General features: G+C 72.0%; 21 protein-coding genes. 9 read left to right on the plus strand and 12 right to left on the minus strand.

The window, feature by feature from the left end; all coding sequences use genetic code 11:
- Positions 1-125 precede the first annotated feature (125 nt).
- The 3 genes from GA0070604_RS19265 to GA0070604_RS19275 are packed head-to-tail and all read left to right on the plus strand — an operon-like array spanning position 126 to position 2,932.
- Positions 126-422: a FeoA family protein gene (locus GA0070604_RS19265; protein ID WP_091120131.1), complete on the plus strand. Its 297-nt coding sequence runs from the start codon at positions 126-128 to the stop codon at positions 420-422.
- Positions 419-2,356: a ferrous iron transporter B gene (gene feoB / locus GA0070604_RS19270; RefSeq protein WP_091120135.1), complete on the plus strand. Its 1,938-nt coding sequence runs from the start codon at positions 419-421 to the stop codon at positions 2,354-2,356. The genes GA0070604_RS19265 and feoB overlap by 4 nt, the downstream gene beginning before the upstream one ends.
- A gap of 9 nt (positions 2,357-2,365) precedes the next feature.
- Positions 2,366-2,932 carry a NifU family protein gene (locus tag GA0070604_RS19275; RefSeq protein WP_244162004.1) on the plus strand — a complete coding sequence of 189 codons (567 nt, stop codon included), beginning with the start codon at positions 2,366-2,368 and terminating at the stop codon, positions 2,930-2,932.
- Here the strand turns inward: GA0070604_RS19275 and narI are convergent, their stop codons facing one another.
- From narI to GA0070604_RS19320, 9 genes are all read right to left on the minus strand, one after another.
- The gene (gene narI, locus GA0070604_RS19280) at positions 2,933-3,682 is read right to left on the minus strand and encodes a respiratory nitrate reductase subunit gamma (RefSeq protein WP_091120144.1); all 750 of its coding nucleotides are present in this window, start codon (positions 3,680-3,682) and stop codon (positions 2,933-2,935) included. It lies immediately after the preceding gene.
- On the minus strand, positions 3,679-4,350 hold the full coding sequence (gene narJ, locus GA0070604_RS19285) for a nitrate reductase molybdenum cofactor assembly chaperone (protein ID WP_091120147.1): 672 nt from the start codon (positions 4,348-4,350) through the stop codon (positions 3,679-3,681). The genes narI and narJ overlap by 4 nt, the downstream gene beginning before the upstream one ends.
- Entirely contained in the window at positions 4,347-5,966 is a 1,620-nt protein-coding gene (narH, locus tag GA0070604_RS19290; protein WP_091120150.1) for a nitrate reductase subunit beta, read from the minus strand. The genes narJ and narH overlap by 4 nt, the downstream gene beginning before the upstream one ends.
- Positions 5,966-9,652: a nitrate reductase subunit alpha gene (locus GA0070604_RS19295; RefSeq protein ID WP_091127263.1), complete on the minus strand. Its 3,687-nt coding sequence runs from the start codon at positions 9,650-9,652 to the stop codon at positions 5,966-5,968. Before GA0070604_RS19295 ends, narH begins: the two co-directional genes overlap by 1 nt.
- A gap of 200 nt (positions 9,653-9,852) precedes the next feature.
- A complete protein-coding gene (locus GA0070604_RS19300; protein ID WP_141721339.1) occupies positions 9,853-11,631 on the minus strand; it encodes an ABC transporter permease in 1,779 nt (592 codons plus the stop codon).
- A gap of 1 nt (position 11,632) precedes the next feature.
- A complete protein-coding gene (locus GA0070604_RS19305; protein WP_208602118.1) occupies positions 11,633-12,367 on the minus strand; it encodes an ABC transporter ATP-binding protein in 735 nt (244 codons plus the stop codon).
- On the minus strand, positions 12,364-12,903 hold the full coding sequence (locus GA0070604_RS19310) for a PadR family transcriptional regulator (protein WP_091120157.1): 540 nt from the start codon (positions 12,901-12,903) through the stop codon (positions 12,364-12,366). The genes GA0070604_RS19305 and GA0070604_RS19310 overlap by 4 nt, the downstream gene beginning before the upstream one ends.
- Positions 12,904-12,965: 62 nt before the next feature.
- Entirely contained in the window at positions 12,966-13,556 is a 591-nt protein-coding gene (locus tag GA0070604_RS19315) for a transposase (RefSeq protein WP_341845360.1), read from the minus strand.
- Positions 13,553-14,059 (minus strand): winged helix-turn-helix domain-containing protein, encoded by a 507-nt coding sequence (locus GA0070604_RS19320; RefSeq protein ID WP_244161722.1) that lies wholly within the window; start codon positions 14,057-14,059, stop codon positions 13,553-13,555. The genes GA0070604_RS19315 and GA0070604_RS19320 overlap by 4 nt, the downstream gene beginning before the upstream one ends.
- A gap of 230 nt (positions 14,060-14,289) precedes the next feature.
- Between GA0070604_RS19320 and GA0070604_RS19325 the strand changes: the two genes are divergently transcribed.
- Positions 14,290-15,015 carry a VOC family protein gene (locus tag GA0070604_RS19325; protein WP_091120161.1) on the plus strand — a complete coding sequence of 242 codons (726 nt, stop codon included), beginning with the start codon at positions 14,290-14,292 and terminating at the stop codon, positions 15,013-15,015.
- Positions 15,016-15,107: 92 nt separating this feature from the next.
- On the opposite strand, the gene GA0070604_RS19330 is transcribed toward GA0070604_RS19325, so the two are convergent.
- On the minus strand, positions 15,108-15,470 hold the full coding sequence (locus GA0070604_RS19330) for a YybH family protein (RefSeq protein WP_091120164.1): 363 nt from the start codon (positions 15,468-15,470) through the stop codon (positions 15,108-15,110).
- 118 nt (positions 15,471-15,588) lie between these two features.
- Entirely contained in the window at positions 15,589-16,518 is a 930-nt protein-coding gene (locus tag GA0070604_RS19335) for a LysR family transcriptional regulator (protein WP_244162005.1), read from the minus strand.
- 192 nt (positions 16,519-16,710) lie between these two features.
- On the opposite strand from GA0070604_RS19335, the gene GA0070604_RS19340 reads away from it, so the two are divergent.
- Entirely contained in the window at positions 16,711-18,186 is a 1,476-nt protein-coding gene (locus GA0070604_RS19340) for an MFS transporter (RefSeq protein ID WP_091120168.1), read from the plus strand.
- A gap of 13 nt (positions 18,187-18,199) precedes the next feature.
- Positions 18,200-18,694: a cupin domain-containing protein gene (locus GA0070604_RS19345; protein ID WP_091120171.1), complete on the plus strand. Its 495-nt coding sequence runs from the start codon at positions 18,200-18,202 to the stop codon at positions 18,692-18,694.
- A gap of 125 nt (positions 18,695-18,819) precedes the next feature.
- On the opposite strand, the gene GA0070604_RS19350 is transcribed toward GA0070604_RS19345, so the two are convergent.
- Positions 18,820-20,133 (minus strand): MFS transporter, encoded by a 1,314-nt coding sequence (locus GA0070604_RS19350; protein WP_377593854.1) that lies wholly within the window; start codon positions 20,131-20,133, stop codon positions 18,820-18,822.
- 78 nt (positions 20,134-20,211) lie between these two features.
- On the opposite strand from GA0070604_RS19350, the gene GA0070604_RS19355 reads away from it, so the two are divergent.
- From GA0070604_RS19355 to GA0070604_RS19365, 3 genes are all read left to right on the plus strand, one after another.
- The gene (locus GA0070604_RS19355; RefSeq protein WP_091120175.1) at positions 20,212-21,084 is read left to right on the plus strand and encodes a LysR family transcriptional regulator; all 873 of its coding nucleotides are present in this window, start codon (positions 20,212-20,214) and stop codon (positions 21,082-21,084) included.
- 62 nt (positions 21,085-21,146) lie between these two features.
- Positions 21,147-22,262, plus strand: a complete 1,116-nt coding sequence (locus tag GA0070604_RS19360; RefSeq protein WP_091120178.1) for a MerR family transcriptional regulator — start codon at positions 21,147-21,149, stop codon at positions 22,260-22,262.
- A gap of 95 nt (positions 22,263-22,357) precedes the next feature.
- On the plus strand, positions 22,358-23,125 hold the full coding sequence (locus tag GA0070604_RS19365) for a class I SAM-dependent methyltransferase (RefSeq protein WP_091120182.1): 768 nt from the start codon (positions 22,358-22,360) through the stop codon (positions 23,123-23,125).
- Positions 23,126-23,200 lie beyond the last annotated feature (75 nt).

Genomic DNA, 23,200 nt, shown 5'->3' on the forward strand with positions numbered 1-23,200 from the left:
AGGTGACCGGTCCGGGACGTATGGCCCGGGCGAACGGGAAAAGGGTCCCGGTTTGCCGCCGGATCATGAGGTTAGCCTCGCCTCAGGAAGCCGGTGTCCTGGCCGGCCCGACGAAAGGCACCCCCATGGACGAGGTCACGACGCTGGGGAACGCCCGAGGGTCGACCCGCCGGGACGGCCCCGAGCAGCCGCTGGCCGACCTGCGCCCCGGGGACCGGGCGACCGTCGTACGGGTCGTCTCGGCCGCGTCCCCCGCGATCGCCCGCCGCCTGGCCGATCTCGGCTTCACCCCCGGCACGCTCGTCCAGGTCCGGCGCCGCGCGCCGCTGCGCGATCCGGTGCTCTACCGGCTACGCGACTACGACGTGTGCCTGCGCCGAGCCGAGGCGGCGTGCGTACGGGTCGTCGGGGCACCCCGGTGACCGGCTGCCACCAGGAGCAGGCCGATCCCCGGCTCGACGACGCCGTCCGCGTCGCGCTGGTCGGCAGCCCGAACGCCGGCAAGACCACCCTGTTCAACTCGTTGACCGGGCTGCGCGCCAAGACCGGCAACTATCCCGGGGTGACCGTCGCCCGGTACGTCGGCACCTGCGTGACCGCCGCCGGCCGCTACCGCGTCGAGGACCTGCCCGGCGCGTACAGCCTGGACCCGATCAGCCCCGACGAGCAGGTCATGGTCGACGCCCTCGACGGCCGTCCGGACGGGTCGACCCGCCCGGACGCGCTCCTGCTGGTGGTCGACGCCACCACGCTGCGCCGTTCGATGAACCTGGTCGCCCAGGTACTCGCCCGGGGCCTGCCCGCCTGCGTGGTGCTCACCTTCACCGACGACCTGGCCCGCCGGCAGGGCCACCTCGACGTCGACGGGTTCGCCCGGGCGCTCGGCGTGCCCGTGGTCGCGGTGCGGCGCGGGCGCGACCGGACGGTGCTGCGGGACCGGTTGGACGGCTGGCGCGAATGGACCGTCGCACCGGTGCCCCCGCCGGTCGACCCCGTCGAGCGGGACGCCTGGGCGGAATCGGTCCTGGCCTTCGCCGGCTACCAGGGCCCGCGGCGGCACCGGACCACCGATCGGGTCGACGCGGTGCTGCTGCACCCGGTCGGCGGGGTGCTGGTCTTTTTCCTGGTGATGGCGCTGTTCTTCCAGACCATCTTCACCCTGGCCGCGCCGCTACAGGACGGCGTCGCGGCGGTGTTCGCCGCGCTCGGCGAGCTGGTGCACCGGCACGTCGACAACCCGTGGCTGTCCGGGCTGCTCGGTGACGCGCTCATCGGCGGGGTGGGCGGGGTACTGGTCTTCGTCCCGCAGATCGCGCTGATGTTCCTGCTGCTCGCCCTGCTGGAGGGAGTCGGCTACCTTCCGCGCGCGGCGTTTTTGATGGACCGGGTGATGGCGCGCGCCGGGCTGGAGGGTCGGGCGTTCGTCGCCCTGCTGTCCGCGTTCGCCTGCGCCATCCCCGGGATCATGGCGACCCGTACGCTGCCGTCGGCGCGGGACCGGCTGGCCACCATGATGGCGGCACCGCTGATCACCTGCTCCGCCCGGCTACCGGTCTACGTGCTGCTCGTCGGCCTGCTGGTCGATCCCGCCGCCCGGATCGGGCCGTTCGGGGTGCAGGGCCTGGTGATGTTCGGGCTGTACCTGCTCGGCGCCGTGTCGGCGATGGTGGCCGCCTGGGCGTTCACGAGGATCGTGGACCGCCGGGCCCTGCCGGTGCCGTTCTACCTGGAGCTTCCCCCTTACCGGTGGCCCGCGCCGCGCGCCGTCCTGACGGCGGTGGCCGACGCGGCGGGCTCCTTCCTCCGTAAGTGCACGAGGATCATCCTGATCACCAGCATCGCCCTGTGGCTGCTGCTCAACCTCCCCATGCACGACGCGGCCGAACTCCGCGCGGCCGGGGTCGACACCACCGACCGCGTCGCCGTCGCGACGTACGGGGTGAACCACAGTTACGCGGCCGACCTCGGTCATCTGGTCGCGCCGGTGTTCGCGCCCCTCGGATTCGACTGGCGGATCAACGTCGGGGTGCTGTCGGCGCAGTCGGCGCGGGAGAGCTTCGTGGCCACCCTCGGGCAGGTCGCCGCCGCCGAGCAACCCGAGAACCCGGAGCAGGCGCTGCGGGAGTTGACCTACACCGACGGTCCCCGGGCAGGTCAGCCGCTCTTCACCGCCCCCGTGCTGGCGGCGCTGCTGGTCTACTTCGCGTACGCGTTGCAGTGCACCGCGACGGTCGGGGTGATCCGCCGGGAGACGGGCACCTGGCGGTGGCCGCTGGTGGCGTTCGCGTATCTGACCGGCCTGGCCTGGGTGATGGCGTTCCTGGCCCGGTCGGTCACCGCCCTCCTCGTCGGGTAGGCAGTCGTGGTGCCCTTCCACCCCCAGGCCGACCCACGGCGGCCGGAACGCGTCCGCTGGATCCTGCCGGGCGGCGTCCTGCCGGTCACCGACGGGCCGGTCCCGGTGCCGCCGCCGCTGGCCGCGCTGCTGGCCGACGGCACCCTCACCGACGTCACCGTGGCCGCCGACGCGGTGGTCACCGACCTCACGCCCGGTCGACGGTGGGTCGACGACGGACCACGGGTGCGTACGGCCCTGCACGCGGCGCTCGGCGATCCGGCGGGATGGTGCGGCGGCCCCGGGCCGGCTCTCCCGGACTCCGACGAGTCGGTGCGGCGCAGCGTACGCCGCCTGCTCGACGGGTCCGTGGGCGACTTCGTCCGCTCCCACGGCGGGAGCATCGAGCTGGTCGGCGTACGCGACGGTGTGGTCCGCGTCCGCCTCGCGGGTGCCTGCGACGGCTGCCCCGCCGCCCGGTACACCCTGCGCAACCGGGTCGAGGCCGAACTGCGCCGCCACCATGCAGGGCTGAACGGGGTGGTCGAGGAGCCGTCACGGGCAGACCGGGGAACGGTCCGACGCCGGGCTCGGTGATCAGCGCCGGCCGCTGGAGACCGGCGAACCGGCGCCGTCGCGGACCGCCGCCGGGGCGGGCTGCGCCGCGGGCACCGCGCCCCGCCGGGCCCGGTAGACGACGTACGGACGCCACAGGTAGGCCAGCGGCGCGGACCAGACGTGCACCAGCCGGGTGAACGGCCACAGCGCCAGGAGCAGGAAACCGCCGATCGCGTGCAGCTGGTAGACCAGGGGCGCCCCGCTCATCAGCGCGGGATCGGGCTGGAACCAGAAGATCCCCCGGAACCACACGGCGATCGTCTCCCGGTAGTCGTAGCCGTCGCCGAGGAGGTTCAACCCCACCGTGGCGGTCATGCCGAGCGCCGCCATGGAGGCCAGCGCGGCGTAGAGCACCCGGTCCATGGTGGTGGTGGCCCGGCGGACCCGGCCGTTGACGAAGCGGCGCGCGATCAGCAGGACCAGGCCGACCACCAGCATCGCGCCGGTCACCGTGCCGCCCCAGACGGCGGTGAGGTGATAGGCGTGCTCACTGATCCCGATCTTCTCGGTCACCGACGCGGGCACGAGCAGCCCCATGGCGTGCCCACCGACGACGCCGAGGGCGCCCAGGTGGAACAGCGGCGAGCCGAGGCGCAGCAGCCGGTTCTCCAGGAGCTGGCTGGTACGGGTGGTCCAGCCGAACTGGTCGTGGCGCCAGCGCCAGACGTGGCCGGCGACGAAGACCACGAGGCACAGGTACGGCAGGACGATCCAGACGAGCGTGGTCATCGCGGGGCCTCCGACGGGGAGCAGGCGGGGTAGGGGGCGAGTGCGGCGCCGTGCAGGTCCGGGCCGTGCCCTAGGGACTCCAGGCCGACCGTCTCCACGGGCGGCCCGTCGACGGCGAGCGCGGCGACGGCGGCCCGGTCGGCGTCGGTGAGCTCGGGCAGCACGGCGCAGACGGCGTCCAGCAGCAGCCGGTACGGCGTGCCGGACTCGGCCAGCGCGGCGCGGAGCAGCTCGATGCCGGTGCGGTGCTGGCGCAGCGGTGCCTCACCGTCGCCGGGGCCGACCGTCGCGGCGAATTCGAGCACCACCGGCAGCAGGTCGGGTAGTTCCCCGTCGGCGAGCCGCAGGCCGTGCGCCCGGTACCGCTGCTTGAGGATCAGCAGCGCCATCCCCCGCTTGCGGGTGTCGCCGTGCAGGTAGTAGGTGAGGTAGAGGCCGGAGCGCCGGCGCAGGTCGAAGGTCTGCACGTAGTGCCGCTGCGCCTCGATCGGGGCGGTGCCCAGCAGCCAGTCAAGGAACTCCCCGACCTGGCCCCGCACCGCGTCGTCCGCGATCCGGTCGGCCGCCGCGCGCAGCTCGACGCCCGCGCCCAGCAGCTCGTCATCCGGGTACGTGAGCAGCAGCGAGACGAGTTCGAAGATGCGGGCCCGGTCGGTCGGGGCGGTCATGGGGTGCCTCGCAGCGGGTTGATGGTGAGGCCACGCCGGCCGTCGGCGCGCCGGGAGAGGATTCCGGGCCGGCCGGGGCGTACCTCGTCGCCCTCGACCAGGTGGAAGCTCTGCACGGTGGCCTCGGTGGTCATCCCCGGGCCGCCCGCGCAGTCGAGCGAGCAGTCGGGGTGGGCGGCGGCCTGGGCCTCAAGGGCGGCGGCGTCCTTGGTGTGGGCGACGGGGATGACGTAGCGCTCGTCGTACTTGGCGATGGCCAGCAGCCGGTACATGGCCTCCACCTGCTCCCCCGTCATGCCGACGCTGTCGAGCAGGTCGGCCGCGACCGTGCCGTCGAGGGTGCGGGCCCGCATGTAGGAGCGCATGGCGGCCAGCTTCATCAGGACGCCGGCGACCGCCTCGACATCGCCGGCCGTGAACAGCTCGGCCAGGTACTCCACCGGGATACGCAGGTCCCGGATGGTGTGGAAGATGTCGTCGGCGTCGGTGTCGTCCCGGCCGGCCTGCCCCACCGCGTCCAGCACCGGCGACAGCGGCGGGATGTACCAGACCATGGGCAGCGTGCGGTACTCCGGGTGCAGCGGCAGCGCCACCCGGTACTCGCTGATCAACCGCCACACCGGGGACCGTTCGGCGGCGTCCAGCCAGTCCTGCGGCATCCCGGCCTCCCGGGCGGCCTGCCGGACGGCGGGGTCGGCCGGGTCCAGGAACACGGCGCGCTGCGCGTCGAGCAGGTCACGCTCGTCGGTCACCGAGGCGGCGGCGAGCACGGCGTCCTCGTCGTACAGGACGATGCCCAGGTAACGCAGCCGGCCCACGCAGGTCTCCGAGCAGATGGTCGGCTGTCCCGCCTCGATACGCGGGAAGCAGAAGGTGCACTTCTCCGCCTTGCCGGTGCTGTGGTTGACGTACACCTTCTTGTACGGGCAGGCGGATACGCACATCCGCCAGCCCCGGCAGCGGTCCTGGTCGACCAGGACGATGCCGTCCTCCTCGCGCTTGTACATCGCCCCCGAGGGGCAGGCCGACACGCACGCCGGGTTGAGGCAGTGCTCGCAGATACGCGGCAGGTGGAACATGAAGGTCTTCTCGAACTCGAACCTGACCTTCGCGGCCGCCTCGCTCGGCATACGGGCGATGTTCGGGTCGCCGCCGGCGTGTTCGTGCGCTCCGCCGAGGCTGTCCTCCCAGTTGGCACCCCAGGTGACCGCCATCGGCTCGCCGGTGAGGGCGGAGTGGGGCCGCTTGACCGGGGTGTCCTTCAGACCGGCGGGCGCGTTGACCAGGATGTCCTTGTCGAAGGTGGCCGGCTCGTAGTAGTCGTCGATGGAGGGCAGGTCCGGGTTGGCGAACAGCCGGGTGAGCCGCTTGAGCCGCCCCCCGGAGCGCAGCGTCAGCCGGCCCTTCTCGTCGAGCCGCCAGCCGCCGTGCCAGCGGTCCTGGTCCTCGTAGTGCTTCGGGTAGCCGATGCCCGGCTTGGTCTCGACGTTGTTGAACCAGACGTACTCGGTGCCGTCCCGGTTGGTCCAGGTCTGCTTGCAGGTGACGGAGCAGGTGTGGCAGCCGATGCACTTGTCCAGGTTCATCACCATGGCTACCTGGGCGCGAATTCGCATCAGTACTCCACCTCCTGGGCGCGACGGCGGATCACGGTGATCTCGTCGCGCTGGCTGCCGATCGGGCCGTAGTAGTTGAAGGCGTAGGTGAGCTGGGCGTGCCCGCCGGCCAGGTGGGTGGGCTTGACCAGCAGCCGGGTCAGCGAGTTGTGGTAGCCACCCCGCCGGCCGCTCTTCTCCGCCTTGGGCACGTTGACCGTGCGCTCCGGCGAGTGGTACTGGAACACCGTGCCCTCGGGCATCCGGTGGCTGACCACGGCCCGGGCCACCACGACGCCGTTGCGGTTGTGCGCCTCGATCCAGTCGTTGTCCCGTACGCCGATCTTGGCGGCGTCCGCCGTGCTCATCCAGATCACCGGCCCACCCCGGGACAGCGCCAACATCAGCTCGTTGTCGTGGTACATCGAGTGGACCGACCACTTCGCGTGCGGGGTCAGGAAGCGTACGGTCAACCCGCCGTCGACCAGCTCGCCCGGCTTGCCGAAGTGCCGCGCCATGTTCAACGGCGGCCGGAACGCCGGCAACTGCTCGCCCAGCTCCGCCACCCAGTCGTGCTCGACGAAGAAGTGCTGCCGGCCGGTGATCGTGTGCCAGGGCTTGAGCCGCTCGACGTTGAGGGTGAACGGCGAGTAGCGGCGGCCGCCCTTCTCCGAGCCCGACCATTCGGGGCTGGTGAAGACCGACTGCGGCGCCCGCTGCGTGTCCGGGTACGTGATCCGGTCGTGCTCGTGCCCGGCGATCAGGTCGGCGAACGGCTGGCCGGTCCGCTTCTCCAGGGCGTCGAAGCCCGCCGCCGCCACCCGGCCGTTGGTGGTGCCGGAGAGCGCCAGGATCGCCTCGCACATGCGGTCGGCGGTGGCCAGCGACGGCCGGCCGGCGAACGGCCCGTCGGTGACCACACCGTTCTGGTGGCGCAGGTACGCCACCTCGGCGGTGACGTCGACGGTGAGCGCCTTGGTGGTGGTGCCCAGCGTGTCGAGCAGCGGGCCGACGGCGCGCATCTTCGCGCCGATCTGCGTGTAGTCCCGCTCGACCTCGACAAGCTTCGGCATGGTGACGCCGGGCACCGGCTCGCACTCGCCCGCCTTCCAGTCCCGCACCCGGCCGCTGGGCATGGCCAGCTCGTCGGGGGTGTCGTGCTGCAACGGCGCGGCCAGCACGTCGCGACGCACCCCCAGGTGGGTCACGGCCAGCTCGCTGACCTTGTCGGCCAGGGCGAGGAAGGTGTCGTAGTCGGTGTGCGCGTCGGCGGGCGGGTCGACCGCCGGACTGAACGCGTGCACGAACGGGTGCATGTCGGTGGTGGAGATGTCGTGCTTCTCGTACCAGGTGGCGGCGGGCAGGACCACGTCGGAGTGCAGGCCGGTGTTGGTCATCCGGAAGTCGATCGCGGTGAGCAGGTCGAGCTTGCCCGTCGGCGCCTCCTCCCGCCAGACCACGTCACGCGGCCGCTGGTCCGGGTCGCACTCGCTGGCGCTGGCCGACGAGTCCACGCCGAGCAGGTGCCGCAGGAAGTACTCGTTGCCCTTGCCGGAGGAGCCGAGCAGGTTGGCCCGCCACAGGGTCAGGCAGCGCGGGAAGTTCGCCGGGTCGTCCGGGTCCTCGGCCACTCCCCGCAGCCGGCCGGCCGTCAGCTCGGCGACGATGTGCTGCTGCACCGTCACCCCGGCCGCCGCCGCCTCGTCGGTCAGGTCGAGGGGGTTGCGGTTGAACGCGGGGTGGCCGGGGCTCCAGCCCATCCGCTGGGCGGCGGCGACGGTGTCGGCGAAGGACATGCCGGCGAACCGGCCGGTGCCCAGCGGCGAGGACAGCTCGTCGGCCGGGACCCGCTCGTAGCGCCACTGGTCGGTGTGCAGATACCAGAACGGGGTGCTGGCCTGGTGCCGCATCGGTCGATGCCAGTCGAACGCGAACGACATGTGTTGCTGGCCGGTGATCGGCCGCGCCTTCTCCTGCCCGACGTAGTGCGCCCAGCCGCCACCGTTGACGCCCTGGCAGCCGGTCAGGGTGACCAGGGAGATGAACGCCCGGTAGGTCATGTCGGAGTGGAACCACTGGTTCGCGCCGGCCCCCAGGACGATCAGCGAGCGGCCCCGGCTGCGCTCGGCGTTACGGGCGAACTCGCGGCCGATGCGGGCGGCCACCGCCGCCGGGACGCCGGTGATGCGCTCCTGCCAGGCCGGGGTGTTCGGGGCGTCCGCGTCGTCGTACCCGGTGGGCCAGACGCCCGGCAGGTCACCGCGGCGCACCCCGTACTGGGCCATGACCAGGTCGTAGACCGAGGTGACCAGGTGCCCGCCGACGCGCCGGACCGGCACCCCGCGCCGCATCGTGGTCCCGCCCTCGGTGTCGCCGACGTCGAACCGGGCCAGGTCGATCTCCACCGCCTCGTCGCCGAGGTCGAGCAGCCCCAGCGCCGGGACCACGTCGCCGAGATCCAGGTTCCACCGGCCCGCGCCGGCCTCGCCGTACCGGAAGCCCAGTGACCCGTTCGGGACGACCAGTTCCCCGGTGCGCTCGTCGACCAGCACGGTCTTGTGCGCGCCGTCCGCCTCGCCCAGGTCGGCGGCGGTCAGGAAACGGTCCGCGGCCCACGCGCCACCCGAGGTCTCCCGCAGGGTGACCAGGAAGGGCAGGTCGGTGTACCGGCGCACGTAGTCGACGAAGTACGGCACCGTGCGGTCCCGGAAGAACTCGGTGAGCACGACGTGGCCCATGGCCATGGCGAGCGCGGCGTCGGTGCCCGGATGCGGCGCCAGCCAGTCGTCGGCGAACTTGACGTTGTCGGCGTAGTCGGGGCTGACCGCGACCACCTTGGTGCCCCGGTAGCGCGCCTCGGCCAGGAAGTGGGCGTCCGGGGTGCGGGTCACCGGGATGTTCGAGCCCCACATCATCAGGTACGTGGCGTTCCACCAGTCGCCGGCCTCGGGCACGTCGGTCTGGTCGCCCCAGATCTGCGGCGAGGCGATCGGCAGGTCGGCGTACCAGTCGTAGAAGCTGAGCAGGGTGCCGCCGAGCAGGGCGTGGTAGCGGGTGCCGGCGGCGAAGGACGCCATCGACATCGCCGGGATCGGCGAGAAGCCCACGACCCGGTCCGGCCCGTACGTCTTCGTGGTGTAGACGTGCGCGGCGGCGACCATGGTGATCACCTCGTCCCAGGTGGCGCGTACGAGGCCGCCGCGCCCCCGCTGGATCTTGTAGGCGCGCGCCTTGAGCGGGGTCTCCACGATCTCGGCCCAGGCCAGCACCGGGTCGCCCAGGCGCCGCAGCCCGTCGCGGAACATCTCGGCCAGCACCCCCCGCACGTACGGGTGGCGCACCCGCGACGGCGAGTACTCGTACCAGGAGAAGGAGGCACCGCGGGGGCAGCCTCGGGGCTCGTAGTCCGGCGAGTCGGGCCCGGTGGTGGGGTAGTCGGTGGCCTGGTGCTCCCAGGTGATCAGGCCATCCTTGACGAAGACGTTCCAGGAGCAGGATCCTGTGCAGTTGACACCGTGGGTGGAGCGCACCACCCGGTCGTAGCGCCACCGGTCACGGTAGAAGCGGTCCCAGTCGTTGCCGTCGACCTGGTGCAGCGTCCGGCCGTGATCGCCGACCGTCTCCCTGGCGAGGAACCGACGGGCGGCCAGGAGCGGTGCCGCACCGGGTACCTGGTCCGTCGCGGGAGTGTGGCCGGCGGCTGACAGGCGATGCGGTGACACGTTGGTCACTCCTTCGGCGTGGCACGAGACGACAGCCCGGAAGCCGTCGCGGCACGCGGCAGCGTGCCCTACCGACGAGGGTTCGCGATATCAACCTCCGGATCCGGGGGCCCTGGTCCCGAGCTGCCAGGACCAAAGTCCGTAATCCGTCACCTTCCGCCGCGAGCGGCCCTACGCCGTCGCCGTCAGGCCGGTACGGACCGCAGGGAGTCCGCGACCGGGCGCCGTGCGGCGGCCAGAGCGGGGAGGGCGGTGAGCGCGGCGATGGCGAGGAGGGTTCCGAGCGCCGTGGCGAGCAGCCAGGAACCGGGTGGATACCGGATCTCGCCGAGGCTGACGGTGAGGAACAGGCCAATGCCGGCCGGGATCCCGAGGGCGACGCCGGGTATCGCGGGAAGAAGCTGCGCCACGGCCATACCCGCAGTCACCTGTGCGGGCGTGGCGCCGAGCGCGCGGGCGACGGCCAGCGGGTGGCGGGCGTCGAGGACCGCCGCCCAGGTGCTCACGACGGCGTTGATCAGCGCGAGGACGCACAGCACGACGACGACGAGGAGCATGGCCTGGAGCGTTCGGGTGTCCCGGGGGTTGGCCAGCGCCGACTCGCCGAGCTTGACCTGACGGTTCTGCGCCAGCCCCATGAGCAGGGCCGCGAGCGCGGCCGTGGTGATCAGGGTGTTCACCATGACGAGGCGGGCGCGGCGGGGGCGGCGGGCGTTGATGCGTATCCCGATCAGCAGGGCGGTGGGCATCCGGCGGGACAGCCAGACGCGCCACCCGCGGCGACGCGGTGGGGTGGCGGCGTCGGCCAGCGCCTGAACGGTGTCGGTGGTGGCGGCGCGTAGCACGGGTGCCAGCGCCGCCGCGGCGGCGATCGCGAGGGCGAGGGCGGTGGCGGCGAGCACGGTGCGCAGCGCGGGCGGCTGGGCGCCGGTGGCACCGAGGAGCCCGGCGCCGGGGTTGGTGAGCGCGGGTGCGGCGAGCCAGCCGGCGACCAGGCCGGTGCCGGCCGCGGCGAGCCCGATCACGAGGTATTCGGCGAGGTGAACAGCGGCGATCATGGCCGGTCCGGCGCCGACGGCCTTGAGTAGTCCCACCCGGCGGCGTTGGTCGGCGACACGGCCGGCGACGATGTTGGCGACGCTGGCCACCGCGAGTGCGGTGAGCAGCCAGCTGCCGACCAGCAGGGCCACCCGCGCCTGTCTGACGAGCCTGCTGTCCGCCTCGGCGATCCCCACCCAGCTGGTGTATTCGATCCCGTCCATGCTCATGTGGTCGAACGAGGTGCTGGCCCGCGGGTCCGCGTATCTCAGGTTCAGGGCGTACGACAGCGGCCGCGCGCCGGCCAACGCGCCGATCTGGCTACTGTCGACCCAGACCAGGCCGGCGTTTTCGGTCAGGGGACTGCCCGCGTCGGCACGCCAGTCGGCGCCCGGGTAGACGGCTCTGGCGGCGGTGACGGCGGTCCCGACCACCCGCAACGGGTGGCCGTTGATGTCGACGGTGTCGCCGATGCGCACACCGAGGGCGTTGGCGAAGGTGGGTTCGATGACCGCGCCGCCCGGGCGTACCCAGGTGCCGGCGGTCACCGCGGGCCGGTCGAGGGCGGCCGGGGAGTCGTCCCGGCCCTGGACGACCGCCTGCACGGTCTTGCCCTGAGCGGTCAGCATCAGATAGCCGATCGGGTACGGCCCGCTGTACGCGGTGACGCCGGGCGCGGTGGCCAGCGGTGCGAGGGCGGCCAGCGCCTCCGGGCCCGTCGCTCCCGGCATCGCCACCACGTCCGGGCCCGCGGTGGCGGCCCGGGTCCGCTCGTACGGCTTGGCGAGCGCATTGTCCAGGGCGAGGCCGAGGGTCAATGTCGCGGTCGCGGCGGTGACGGCGATCAGCAGCAGGGCGGTTTCGGTCCGTCGCCGGCGCAGGTCCCGCACCATCAGCCGGCACACGAGCAGCAGTCGGCCGGCCATGTCAGCGCCACCCGCCATAGACCGTGCCGGTGGCGGTGGCGTTGTTGACGAGCCGGCTGTCGTCGGCGAATGCACCGTCGCGCATGGTGATCACCCGGTCGGCGACCGCCGCGATGCGGGCGTCGTGGGTGACCACCACGAGGGTCTGTCCCGCCGTACGCAGCTCCTCGAACAGCCGCAGCACCTCCAGGGTGGCGGCGCTGTCCAGGTTGCCGGTGGGTTCGTCGGCCAGCACGACCAGCGGGTCGTTGCTCAGCGCACGGGCGACGGCGACCCGCTGTCGTTGCCCGCCGGACAGCGCCGACGGCAGGTGCCTGGCCCGGTCGGCGAGCCCGACCCGGTCCAGCAGGTGCATGGCCCGCTTACGGGCCCGGCCGGGAGACTGCCCGGCCAGCAGCGCGGCCAGCTCGACGTTCTCCACCGCGGTGAGCTCGTCCATGAGGTGGAAGGACTGGAAGACGAAGCCGATGTGCTGCCGCCGCAGCCGGGCCAAGGCGCGCTCGCTCATCGTGTCGATCCGGTGGTCGGCCAGCCAGATCTCGCCGTCGGTGGGGCGCTGCAGCCCGCCCAGCAGGTGCAACAGGGTGGACTTCCCGCAACCACTGGGACCCATGATCGCCAGCACCTGCCCGGTGGGCACGTCCAGGTCCACCTCGTCGACCGCGCGCACCAGCCCGGTGTCCCGGCCGTACTGCCTGGTCAGCCCACGCGCCCGCAGCACCGTCGATCCCGTCACGCCCCCGCCTTCCCCCCGCACCGAGCGCGCTCGGTCCACATGCGCTCGCACGCTTCCAACCACTCCAGATCGGCCCGCAGCCGCAGCACGACGCCCTCCAGCAGCAACCCGGCAACCGGATCCACCGCCCGGTCCAGCGCGGCCCGCTGGGCGTCCCGCAGCCGGCGCAACACCTCCCGCCGCTGGGCGTCGACCAGCGCCACGGGATCGGCCAACCGCGCCGTCGCGGCGGCCACCAGCTTGAGATGGAACTCCGCGAGGTCCGGCTTCGGCCAGCTCACCTCGCTCAGCCAGGCGGCGACCCGCTGCTGCCCCACCGCGGTGAGCGCGTAGACCCGACGGTCGGGCCGATCCGGCAGGCCCTCGGCCCGCTCCGAGGTCACCAGCCCGGCCTTCGTCAGCCGGGCCAGCGTCACGTAGATCTGCCCGGCGTTCATCGCGTCGCCGAGCGGGCCGAGCGCGTCACGCATCCGGCTACGCAGCTCGTACCCGTGCGCGGGCTCCTTCGCCAGCATGGCCAGCACCACGTCCTGCACCCAGGCACACCCCTCGCGTAGATCACCTATAGATAACCGCTACAGAGGTTGAATGGTCAGGGTTACGGCGGTTCTGGGTCGAGGGTTAGACCGGTGTGGGTGAGAAAGCTGGTCAGGAGGTCGGGGCGGTACTGGATGCGCTTGAGCCGGTTCTTCACCACCGCGGCGAGGTGGTCGACGCCGGTCACGGCGAGGTTGCCCAGGCTGCGTTTGACGTGTGACCAGACGCCTTCGGTCGGGTTGAGGTCGGGGGCGTAGGCGGGTAGCTGGATCACGTGGAGCCAGTCGCGGTTCGCGACAAGTTCGCGCATGGCGACGCTGACGTGGGTGTTGAGGTTGTCCCAGATCAGCACGATCGGCGCCTTGAGGTACTGGTGAGCGGCATCCAGCAGGGCGGCGTAGTCCGTCTCGGCGAAGCTGCGCCGCTCGCCCTTGCGGGGACGGTGGACCTTCACCCGGTACAGCAGGCGCGTTCGTTGTCCGGGCTTGACGCAGACCAGCCCGGCCACCGAGATGCGGCCGGAACCCTTACCGGACACCGGGATCACCGGTGTCCGCCCACGTGGCGCCCAGGTCCGGGCCTTGGACGGCCGAAGCGTGTGACCTGCCTCGTCCTCGAAGCAGATCCACGCGCCACGCTCGGCCGCCATCATTTTGCCTGCGGCCACACCTCCCGCCGCCAGGTCGCGATCGCCGCCTCGTCGCGTTCGACCGGCCGATGCTTGGGCACCTGCGGGCTGAACCCGATCCGGTGCAACAACAACGACACCCCGCGCAGGGTGTACCGCTGCCGGAACAGCCGGACGATCAACTCCGCCACCCTGGCCAGGGTCCAACGCTGGTCCTCGGCCCAGCCGTGCGCGGCCGGCCCCTCCTCCAACGCGGCGGCAAGCTGGTCCAGTTGCTGGCCAGTGAGCCGACACGCCGAACCTGAAGGACCCTTCGACGCCAACCCAGCCGCACCGTCGGCCAACCACCGCCGCCGCCACACGTAGACGGCGTTGTGCGACACCCGCAACCGCCCGGCGATCTCCGACACCGACACGCCCTGACTCAACAGCGCCGCCGCCTGCAACCGCACCGCCTCACGCCGGACCCGACCCTCGGCCGTCAGCCCACCACCATCCGGATAGCGCACCCGAACCAGATACGCCATCCACCGGCCACGGTCACGTCGACACGCCGCATCGACCACACCCTAACCCTGACCATTCAACCTCTGTAGCTATGGTGCTGTCAAACTGACGGGCAGGGCGCGAAGGAGGCCGGCCGCCCACCTCCTATTTGCGTTGTGTCGCGGCGCTCAAGGGCCTTAGCGTTGCTCACCCAGTGGGCCGGCAGGACGGGCCTTCCGGCCGCCACAGGTCAACAGATCGGAAAATTCGGATGGCTTCTCACCTCATCGCGCTCTGTTTCGACGCGAACGACCCACTCCGGCTCGCGCAATTCTGGGCCGGCGTCCTCGGCTGGGAGATGGCCGACGACGACCCCCAGGACGGCATCACGCTGCTGCCCAGTGATGACACCGGGTTCCGGCTCCGATTTGTGCCGAGCCAGGAGCAGAAGGTCGGCCAGAACCGGATGCATTTCGATCTGACGAGCAAGTCCCTCGATGAGCAGCAGCAGACGGTTGCCCGGGCGCTAGCGCTCGGCGGACGGCACATCGACATCGGCCAGCTCCCGGAGGACGCTCACGTGGTCCTCGCCGACCCCGAGGGCAACGAGTTCTGCGTCATCGAGCCGGGCAACAACTTCCTCGCCGACTGCGGCTTCATCGGCGCGCTGTCCTGCGACGGTTCCCAGGAGGTCGGCTACTTCTGGAGCAAAGCGCTGGAATGGCCGTTGGTCTGGGACCAGAACCAGGAGACCGGGATCCGCTCGCCACACGGCGGTCCGAAGGTCACCTGGGGCGGCCCGCCCATCGCCCCGAAGACCGGGAAGGGCCGACTCCATTTCGACATCGCTCCCCCTGCCCACGGCGATCAGCAGGCGGAGGTCGACCGTCTCGTCTCCCTCGGGGCGACTCGAATCGACATCGGTCAGGGCGAGACCAGTTGGGTTGTGCTGGCCGACCCCGATGGCAACGAGTTCTGCGTGCTCAGCCCCCGCTAGCACGACCAGATCCGGATGGGCGATGCTCCCGCCCACGCCGCAGCACCCGGCCGGCCGCCCTGCGGCCGTCGCCGCTGGCGGGGGGGGTTGTCCTAGCCCAGAAGGTTGGGCTGGTCGATCACCCACAGCCACGTGCCGTCGTCCTGGCGGCGCGCCACCTCGACGGTGACGCCGCCGTCGGGCAGGCGCACCGAGGTGAGCGCCAGGTCACCGTTGCGCAGCGTCGGCTGCTGCTGGCCGGGAGCGAAGGTGGGCCGGGCGCTGACCAGCCGCTCGTACGCCTGGCGGATCTCGCCGGCCCCCCTCGCTGTCCGGCCGTCCGGCAGCGCCAGCAGCGAGTCCGGTTCGTAGAGCGCCACCAGCCCGTCGACGTCACCCGCGTTGAGTCGTTCCACGACGAACCGGCTGAGGTCCTCCGGCTGGACGGCACGCTCTCTGACATTCTCGCTGCTCATTGCCGTCGCTCCCATCAGCTCCCGCCACCTGCCCGGACAGCGAGCGATCATGCCAGGCGGGTACGACAACCGCCGTCCAGTCAGGGCTGAGGTCGGCTCCTGCGCGGGGTGGCGCGGTCTATCGGTCTGCGGAAACGAGGCCGTGGGAGGCCTCGGCGAAGGCGCGGACGCGGGCGGTGGCCCCATCGGCGCGCCAGAGCAGGCCCCACCTCAGGGGTGGCGCGTCGCGCAGATGCACGTAAGCGACGTCCGGGCGGGGGTAGTAGCGCCTGGCGTTGGCGCCGACGGGGAAGACGCCGTGTCCGGCGCCGACGAGCGTGAGGACCTCATGGAACGTCGTAACGCGCTGGCCGGCCTTGATGGGTAGCCCGGCCGGGGTGGTCTGCGGGGTTCGGTCGGCGCGCAGGGACTGCGGCAGAGTGCTGGGCAGTTGCAGCATGGTGACCTTGGCCAGGTCCTCGACCGAGACGGCAGTCCGCCGGGCGAAGGGGTGCTCGACCGGCACAGCCAGGAACCGGGCCTCGGAAACCAGGACCGGGCCGGCGACGATTCCGGGCTCATCCACCGGGAGGGTGGCCAGGGCGAGATCGACCTCGCCGCCGCGCAGCCAGGGCATCAGCTCACCCATCTGCGCCTCCCGGATCTGCACCTCGCACTCGGGATGGTGCCGCCCGAACACCTGGGCGGCCTGGACCAGCAACTGGCCGCCGGCCGCGCCGGTGAAGCAGACCCGCAGGGCACCGGTGAATCCCCGGCCGGCCTCGATCGCTCGGTCGAGCGCGGCGGCGATCTGGTCGCGGGCCGGTCGGAGGTCTTCGTAGAGCGTGCGCCCGACGGGGGACAGCTCGACCCGGCGGCTGGTCCGGTTGAACAGCGCGACGCCGACACGCCGTTCCAGCTTGCGGATCGTCTGGCTGACCCGCGCGGTGGAGACCCGCAGCCGTTCGGCGGCACGACCGAAGTGCAGTTCCTCGCTGACGGCGAGGAACGCCTCCAACTCGTGCCGCTCCAGCATGCCCTTCTCCCCCATCGTTAATCGTGGCTTCACGATGCTTTCACACCTCGGCGTTGTTCGCCGATCCGGCCTGCCGCAGGGTTGAGGCAGCACAAAGCGATCCATCCGTCCACATAGGAGCAACGATGAATGGCACCAACGGCCGAGCGCTGGCCACGCCCGCCGACCGCGGCGATCCGGATGCGATCCGCACCGCCTGACCCATCGATCACGAGGCAAACAGAGATGACTGACATACAGGCCGAGCCGGCGCGGCTGCGTCGACCGGGAGCAGTGCTGGCGCTGCTGGCGTTCGCACAACTGATCATTTCCATCGACTACAACATCGTCTACGTGGCGCTGCCCGAGATCGGCCGCGAACTCGGGTTCTCCGGGCACACCCTGCAATGGGTCATCAGTGCCTACGCGGTCGCGTTCGGTGGGTTCCTGCTGCTGGGCGGCCGGGCCTGCGACCTGTACGGTCCGCGTCGCGTCTTCGTCATCGGCCTGACCCTCTACGCGGTCTCCTCGCTGGCAGGTGGACTTGCCGAGAGTCCGGCGCTGCTCGTGGCCGCTCGCGCGGCACAGGGTGTCGGTGGCGCTCTTCTCTTCCCGGCCACGCTGACGCTGGTCGGCGTGAGCTTCGCCGCCGGCAGGCAGCGTAACCGCGCGTTCGCGGTCTGGGGCACCGCCGGCGGCAGCGGCATGATCCTCGGCTCGCTGCTCGGCGGCGTACTGACCGAGGCTTTCGGTTGGTCGTCGGTCTTCTACGTCAACGTTCCGCTCGCGACCGTGGCGGCCCTGTCGGCGTTCCCGCTGCTCCCCCGCGACGCCACGCGGAATTCAGCCCGAAGGTTCGACCTGGCCGGTGCGGTCACCGGGACGGCGGGCACGACCCTGGTCGTCTTCACCATCGTGCAGGGGCCCGAGTCCGGCTGGACCGCCCCAGCCGTCATCGCCGGCGCCATCGCCGGAATCGCTCTGCTGGCGGCGTTTCTCGTCGTACAGCGGCGCAGCCGCGACCCGCTGCTGCCGCTGCACCTGCTGGGCGACCGCGACCTGCGTACCGGGGTGATCGTCACTTTCCTGTACATGGCGACGTTCGGCTCCCTGCTGTACTTCCTCACGGTCTACTTCCAATATGTGCACGGGTACAGCGCGATGCGGACCGGGCTCGCGTTCCTCGTTCCGATGATCGCCATTGCCGCCGGCGCGCAGATCGGCGGCCGACTCGCCACCGTCCACGGCAACCGGACCTCGATGATCACCAGTCTGATCGTCGGCGGTGTCGGCGCGGTGGTGGTGGCCCTGACCCTGGACACCGACGCGTCCTACCTGGTCCTGGTGCCGGGACTGGTCGTCCTCGGCCTGGGCCAGGGCGCCGGCTACACCCTCATGTTCGGTGCCGCCAGCGCCAACATCCCGGCGCACGAGCAGGGAATCGCCTCCGGGACGGCCTCCACCACCCAGCAGATCGGGGGCGCGGTCGGCCTGGCCGTCCTCGTCGCCCTCGCCAACGCCGGCACGGATGGACTCGGCGGAGCGGCACTACGCGGTGCGACCACCGCCGGCCTGCGCGCCGCCTTCCTGGTCGCTGCCGCCGGCATCGCGGTCACCGCCGTCACCGCACTCGGCTTCACTCGTACGCCCGGACGCCCGCCGGCACCGACCGACCCCACGTCCGCGAAGACCGACCACACGCCCGTCACCATCCACTCCTGAAAGGCAGAACTCGATGTCCCAGCCCCAGCCCCAGTCGCCCGTCCTCGTCCCGGCCGCCGAGGCCGAGACCCTCGCCGACGGACCCACCAGCCTCATCACGCTGCTCGCCGACGCGGACGCCACGCACGGAGCACTGACCGTCAACCGCTCACTGCTGCACAAGACGTCGCCGGGCGCCCCGCCGCACTTCCACACCCGCACCACGGAGACCTTCTTCGTCATCGACGGGACCCTGGAGGTGCTGGCCGGCGACGAGATCCTCACCCTGAACCAGGGCGACCTCCTCGTCGTCCCTCCGAACCTGCCGCACGCCTTCGCCCCGGCCCCTGGCCGGCACGCCGACATCCTCTGCACGTTCACGCCCGGTATCGCGCGCTTCGACTACTACCGCCTGCTGGAGCGTGTCTACAAGGGCGAGGCCGAGCCGCAGGAGATCGGCGCCAGCTCCGAGCAGTTCGACAACCACTACTTCGACAGCCCGACCTGGCGTTCCCGCCAGACCGGCTGACCCGTCCGGCCGAGTGGGTGGGTGACGTGTTCGGTGGCGCTGGCCGGCACGTCCCCACCCACCGGTGGGTGAGCCCCGAGGTCACCGCGCCCGGGCCGCCGACGCGGGCCGGCCGGAACGGCGACTCATCGTGGGGACGGCGCGGCCCGGCGCCGCCGGACGCCACTCGGGCCGGCGAGCGGTTGCGCCTCGTCACCCGGGCTGGTCGACCGGCTGCCGTCTCGAAGGCCAGGAGCGGATGCCGCCGGGGTCCGGACCGGCCAGAGCCACGGGCCGGCGAGGAGACCGACGGCGATCTGGGCGGCACCGGCGACGACCAGGGTCGGACCCGCGCCGACCAGGCCGATGACCGCACCGCCGGCCAGCAACCCGACCGAGACGGCCCCGTCGTGCACCAGGCTCTCGACGGCGAAGGCCGCCCGCCGTTCCGCGCCCTCGGTCCGGTCGACGATCAGCCGGTTGACCGCACCGATGCCGAGCGGCATGGCGAAGCCACCGAGCGCGGCCAGGGTCGCGATCAGCGTGAGCGACGAGGTGACCGCGGGCAGCGCGGCGAAGGTCGCGCCGAGCAGGATCCAGCCGGTCGCCGCGGTGGCCAGCGGCGACAGCCGGGGTACGAGAATCGGCGCGAGCAGGGCTCCGACGAGCGAGCCGGCGCCGTAACCGGACATGCCGGCCGACACCAGCAGTCCGGGTCGTCCCAGCTCGGCGCCGAGGATGGCCAGCCCCAGGGTGAAGGCGAACCAGGTGAGACCGCCGATGCCGCCCATGAGCACCGCACGGCGTACCTCGGGGTGCCGGGCCAGCACATGGCGCAGCGCGGGCGCTTCGGCGGTGCCCTCGTCGCCGCGCCGCTCGTCGGCGGCGACATGGCCGGTGCCCCGTACGGTCAGCAGCAGGGCGGCGCCCAGCGCGACGCCGACCGCCTCCGCCCACAGCAGCCGGAACGGCCCACCGACGGTGACCGCCCAGCCGGCCAGCGGCGGTGCCAGGATCATGCTGCTGCGGTGCGCGAAGTCCTGCCAGGCCAGCATCCGGGCCGCCAGCCCGGCGCCCGCCCGGTCGCAGATGTCGGCGAGCAGGGTGCGCTGTCCCGGTCCGCTGAGCGTCGTGGCGGCACCGGTGACCAGCCCGGTGGCGGCCAGGTGAAGCGGACCGACGGCCCCCGCCACAGCCCCGACCGGGACGATGAGCAGGCCGAGCACCTGGACCGCGAGCACCCCGGCGAGGGCTCGCCCGGTGGTCAGCCGCTGCCGCAGGCCACGGGCCCACCAGGCCGAGGTGAGCATGGGCAGGCCGACCGCGCCGCCCACCAGCCCGGTGGTCCAGGCGGAGCCCGTCTCGGCGAGGGCGACCAGGGGCAGCGCGACGGCGGTGGCACGCTGCCCCATCCAGGTCACGAAGGTGGCGGTCAGCATGGCGGTGAGGTCTCTACGGATGGTCACGGACCGATCCTGTGTCCGGGCCGGGACGCGGGGTAGCTGGCAGTTCGGTAGGCCGTCTCATAATCTGCGCATATGAGCTCCCTGCCCACGGTCGATGACCTGCGTCTTGTCGAGGCGCTGCTTCGGCACGGCTCGCTCGGGGCGGCCGGGCGGGAACTGCGGATCAGTCAGCCCGCCGCGAGCAACCGGCTGGCGGCGCTCGAACGGCGGATCGGCGAGCGGCTCTTCGACCGGGACACCACCGGGGCGCGGCCGACCCCGGCCGGCCGGGCGCTGGCCGCGGAGGCCAGCCACGTCCTCGGCCACCTGGAGGCGATCTTCGATCGGACCCGCGCGGCCGCGCGCGGCACGGCGCTCAGCGTGGGCACCTTCCCGAGCCTGGCCGCGTGGCTGTTCCCCGCGCTGGTGCAACTGCTCCAGGACACCACAATGCACCAGGTCACCGACCACGGCGACCGTCTGGTCGAGTGGGTCGGCGAGGGCTCCCTGGACGCCGCCTTCGTCACCATCGCCAACCAGCTGCGGCTACCGGCCACGGCGACCGCGTCACCCGTCGCCAGTGACCGGCTGGCCGTGCTCACCCCGCCGGGGGTACGACTCGGCACCGGCCGCCGACCGTTCGCCGGCCTGGACGTGGTGGCCCACACCTACGACGCGTCCACCGAGGCGTTGCACCGGCGGCTCGCCAAGCTGGGTGCCCGACCGAGGCCGGCGGTCACCGGCGAAACCGCCGTACGGATGGGTCGCCTACTCGCCTGCCCGGTCGTCCTGCCACGCGGACTCGCACTCGCCCACGCGGCCCCCGACGAACAGATCTCGGCGGCACCGGTGCCCGATCGCTTCACCCTGTTCCTGGTTACCCGACGCCCCGCCCCGGCGGCGCTGGCGGCGGTGACCGGCGCGCTCGCCGACCGACTGGGCCTGGACCCGGCGGAAAGACTCTAGACGGCGGATGCTCGTACCAAACGCTTGCTCCTCACGTGGCGTCAGGCCACATAGTTGGTGGCGTGGAGGAACACCTGACCGTGGGGCGTGTGGCGGAATTGGCCGGCGTCAGCGTCCGCACACTGCATCACTATGACGAGATCGGCCTCCTGGAGCCGTCCACGCGGACCGCGGCTGGGCATCGGGCCTACTCCGCCGGCGATGTGGAGCGACTCCGGGAGGTGCTCGCCTACCGGCGGCTCGGCTTCGGATTGCGGGAGATCGCGCATCTGGTTGACGATCCGGCCACCGACGCGGTCGCGCACCTGTGCCGGCTGCGCGGCCTGCTGATGGACCAGCGCGACCGCGCTGCCGCCATGGTGACGGCCATAGACCGGGAACTGGAGGCACGAGCGATGGGCATCAGGACGACACCGGAGGAGCAACTGAAAGTGTTCGGCGCGCAGTTGTACGACGCCATCGGATCCGCCTACCCGGCGACGCGGCGCACCGAGCCACGGATCGCCGCGCGGATCTGGGAGGCGCTGGGGGACGCGCGAACGGTGCTGAACGTCGGCGCTGGCACCGGCTCCTACGAACCACCGGACCGCGACGTCACGGCGGTGGAACCATCGGCGGTCATGCGGGCGCAGCGTCCCGTGGGCGCCGCGCCGTGTGTGGCCGCCGCTGCGGAGAGTCTGCCGTTCGAGGACCAGTCCTTTGACGCCGCGATGGCGGTCAGCACCGTCCATCACTGGCCGGACCCGGTCGCCGGGCTACGTGAGATGCGGCGGGTGGCCCGCCGCGTGGTGGTGTTCACGTACGACGCCGATGACACCGGCTGGCGTCAGCGGTTCTGGCTCACCCGCGACTACCTACCCGAGTTCGCAGAACTCCTCGTCGGCTGGCCGTCCCTGGCCGACCTGACCCGCGCGATCGGAGGGCGCGCGGAGCCGGTGCTCATCCCGTGGGACTGCGCTGACGGCTTCTTCGAGGCATACTGGCGCCGGCCTGAGGCGTACCTGGACGAGCATGTACGCCGGGCGGTTTCGGTGTGGACCAGAGTCGGACCGCAGGCCGAGCAACGGGCAGTCAACCTGCTCCGCGAAGATCTTTCCTCGGGCCGGTGGGCCGAGCGCAACCGGGACCTCGTCGCCCTCGACGCGGCAGAGCTCGGTCTCCGGCTGCTCGTAGCCTGAACAACCGTGCGCGAGAAGCCGCCAGCCGCCTGATCCGGCGACTGGTCGGGGAAAAGACCGAGCTCGACGGCGCGGGTGGTGTCAGGATACTCGGCGTGTCTGGGCGCGCCCTGAGCTTCGGAGCTGTCGCGGAGGCCTACGAACGGTTCCGGCCGGGGTATCCCGTGGAGCTTGCCGACCTGGTGATGACGTACGCGGGTCAGCCGGTGCGGACTGGCCTCGAGATTGGCGCGGGGACGGGCAAGGCAACCCGTCTGTTCGCGCGACGGGGGGTCACCGTCACCGCGACGGACCCGGATGGGGCCATGCTCGCCGAGCTGCGTAAGCACGTGCCAGCGGACGTCAGGACCGTGCGCGCCGCGTTCGAGGACCTGCGACCGGGCGAACGCTACGGGCTGGTCTACGCGGCGGCGGCGCTGCACTGGACGGCCCCGGAGGGGCGGTGGTCGCGCATGGCCGCGCTGCTGGAGCCGGGTGGCGTGTTCGGCTCGTTCGGCGGACCGCTCCGGTTGGCTGACCCGGCCGTGGATGAGGCTGTGCGCGCGGCCCGGGCGCCGTTCTTGGCGAGCGACGAGGTGCCGTCCCCGGATGGGACGCCTCCCGGGCACGACATGCAGTGGCCGGGTACGGAGCTCCAACGCTCCGAGTGGTTCACCGATGTCCAGCACTCCGTGATCGAGCGGCGCCTGACGATGAGTGCTCGCGACTACGTCGGCCTTCTCTCGACCATCTCGGCCTACCTGGAACTGCCGGCCTCCGAGCAGGCGCAGGTATACCGCCGGATTCTGCGGGTCCTGCCCGAGACGGTCGAGGTTGCCGCCGACATCACCGTTCATCTCGCGCGGCGGCGCGACGCACGATAGCGCCTCGGTATGGGGCGGCGGGAGGCACCGATTCCGCCCACACCGCGTTCGTCACTCGCCGAACCACGCCTCATA

This window comes from Micromonospora eburnea (genome assembly GCF_900090225.1).
Classification (GTDB): Bacteria; Actinomycetota; Actinomycetes; order Mycobacteriales; family Micromonosporaceae; genus Micromonospora; species Micromonospora eburnea.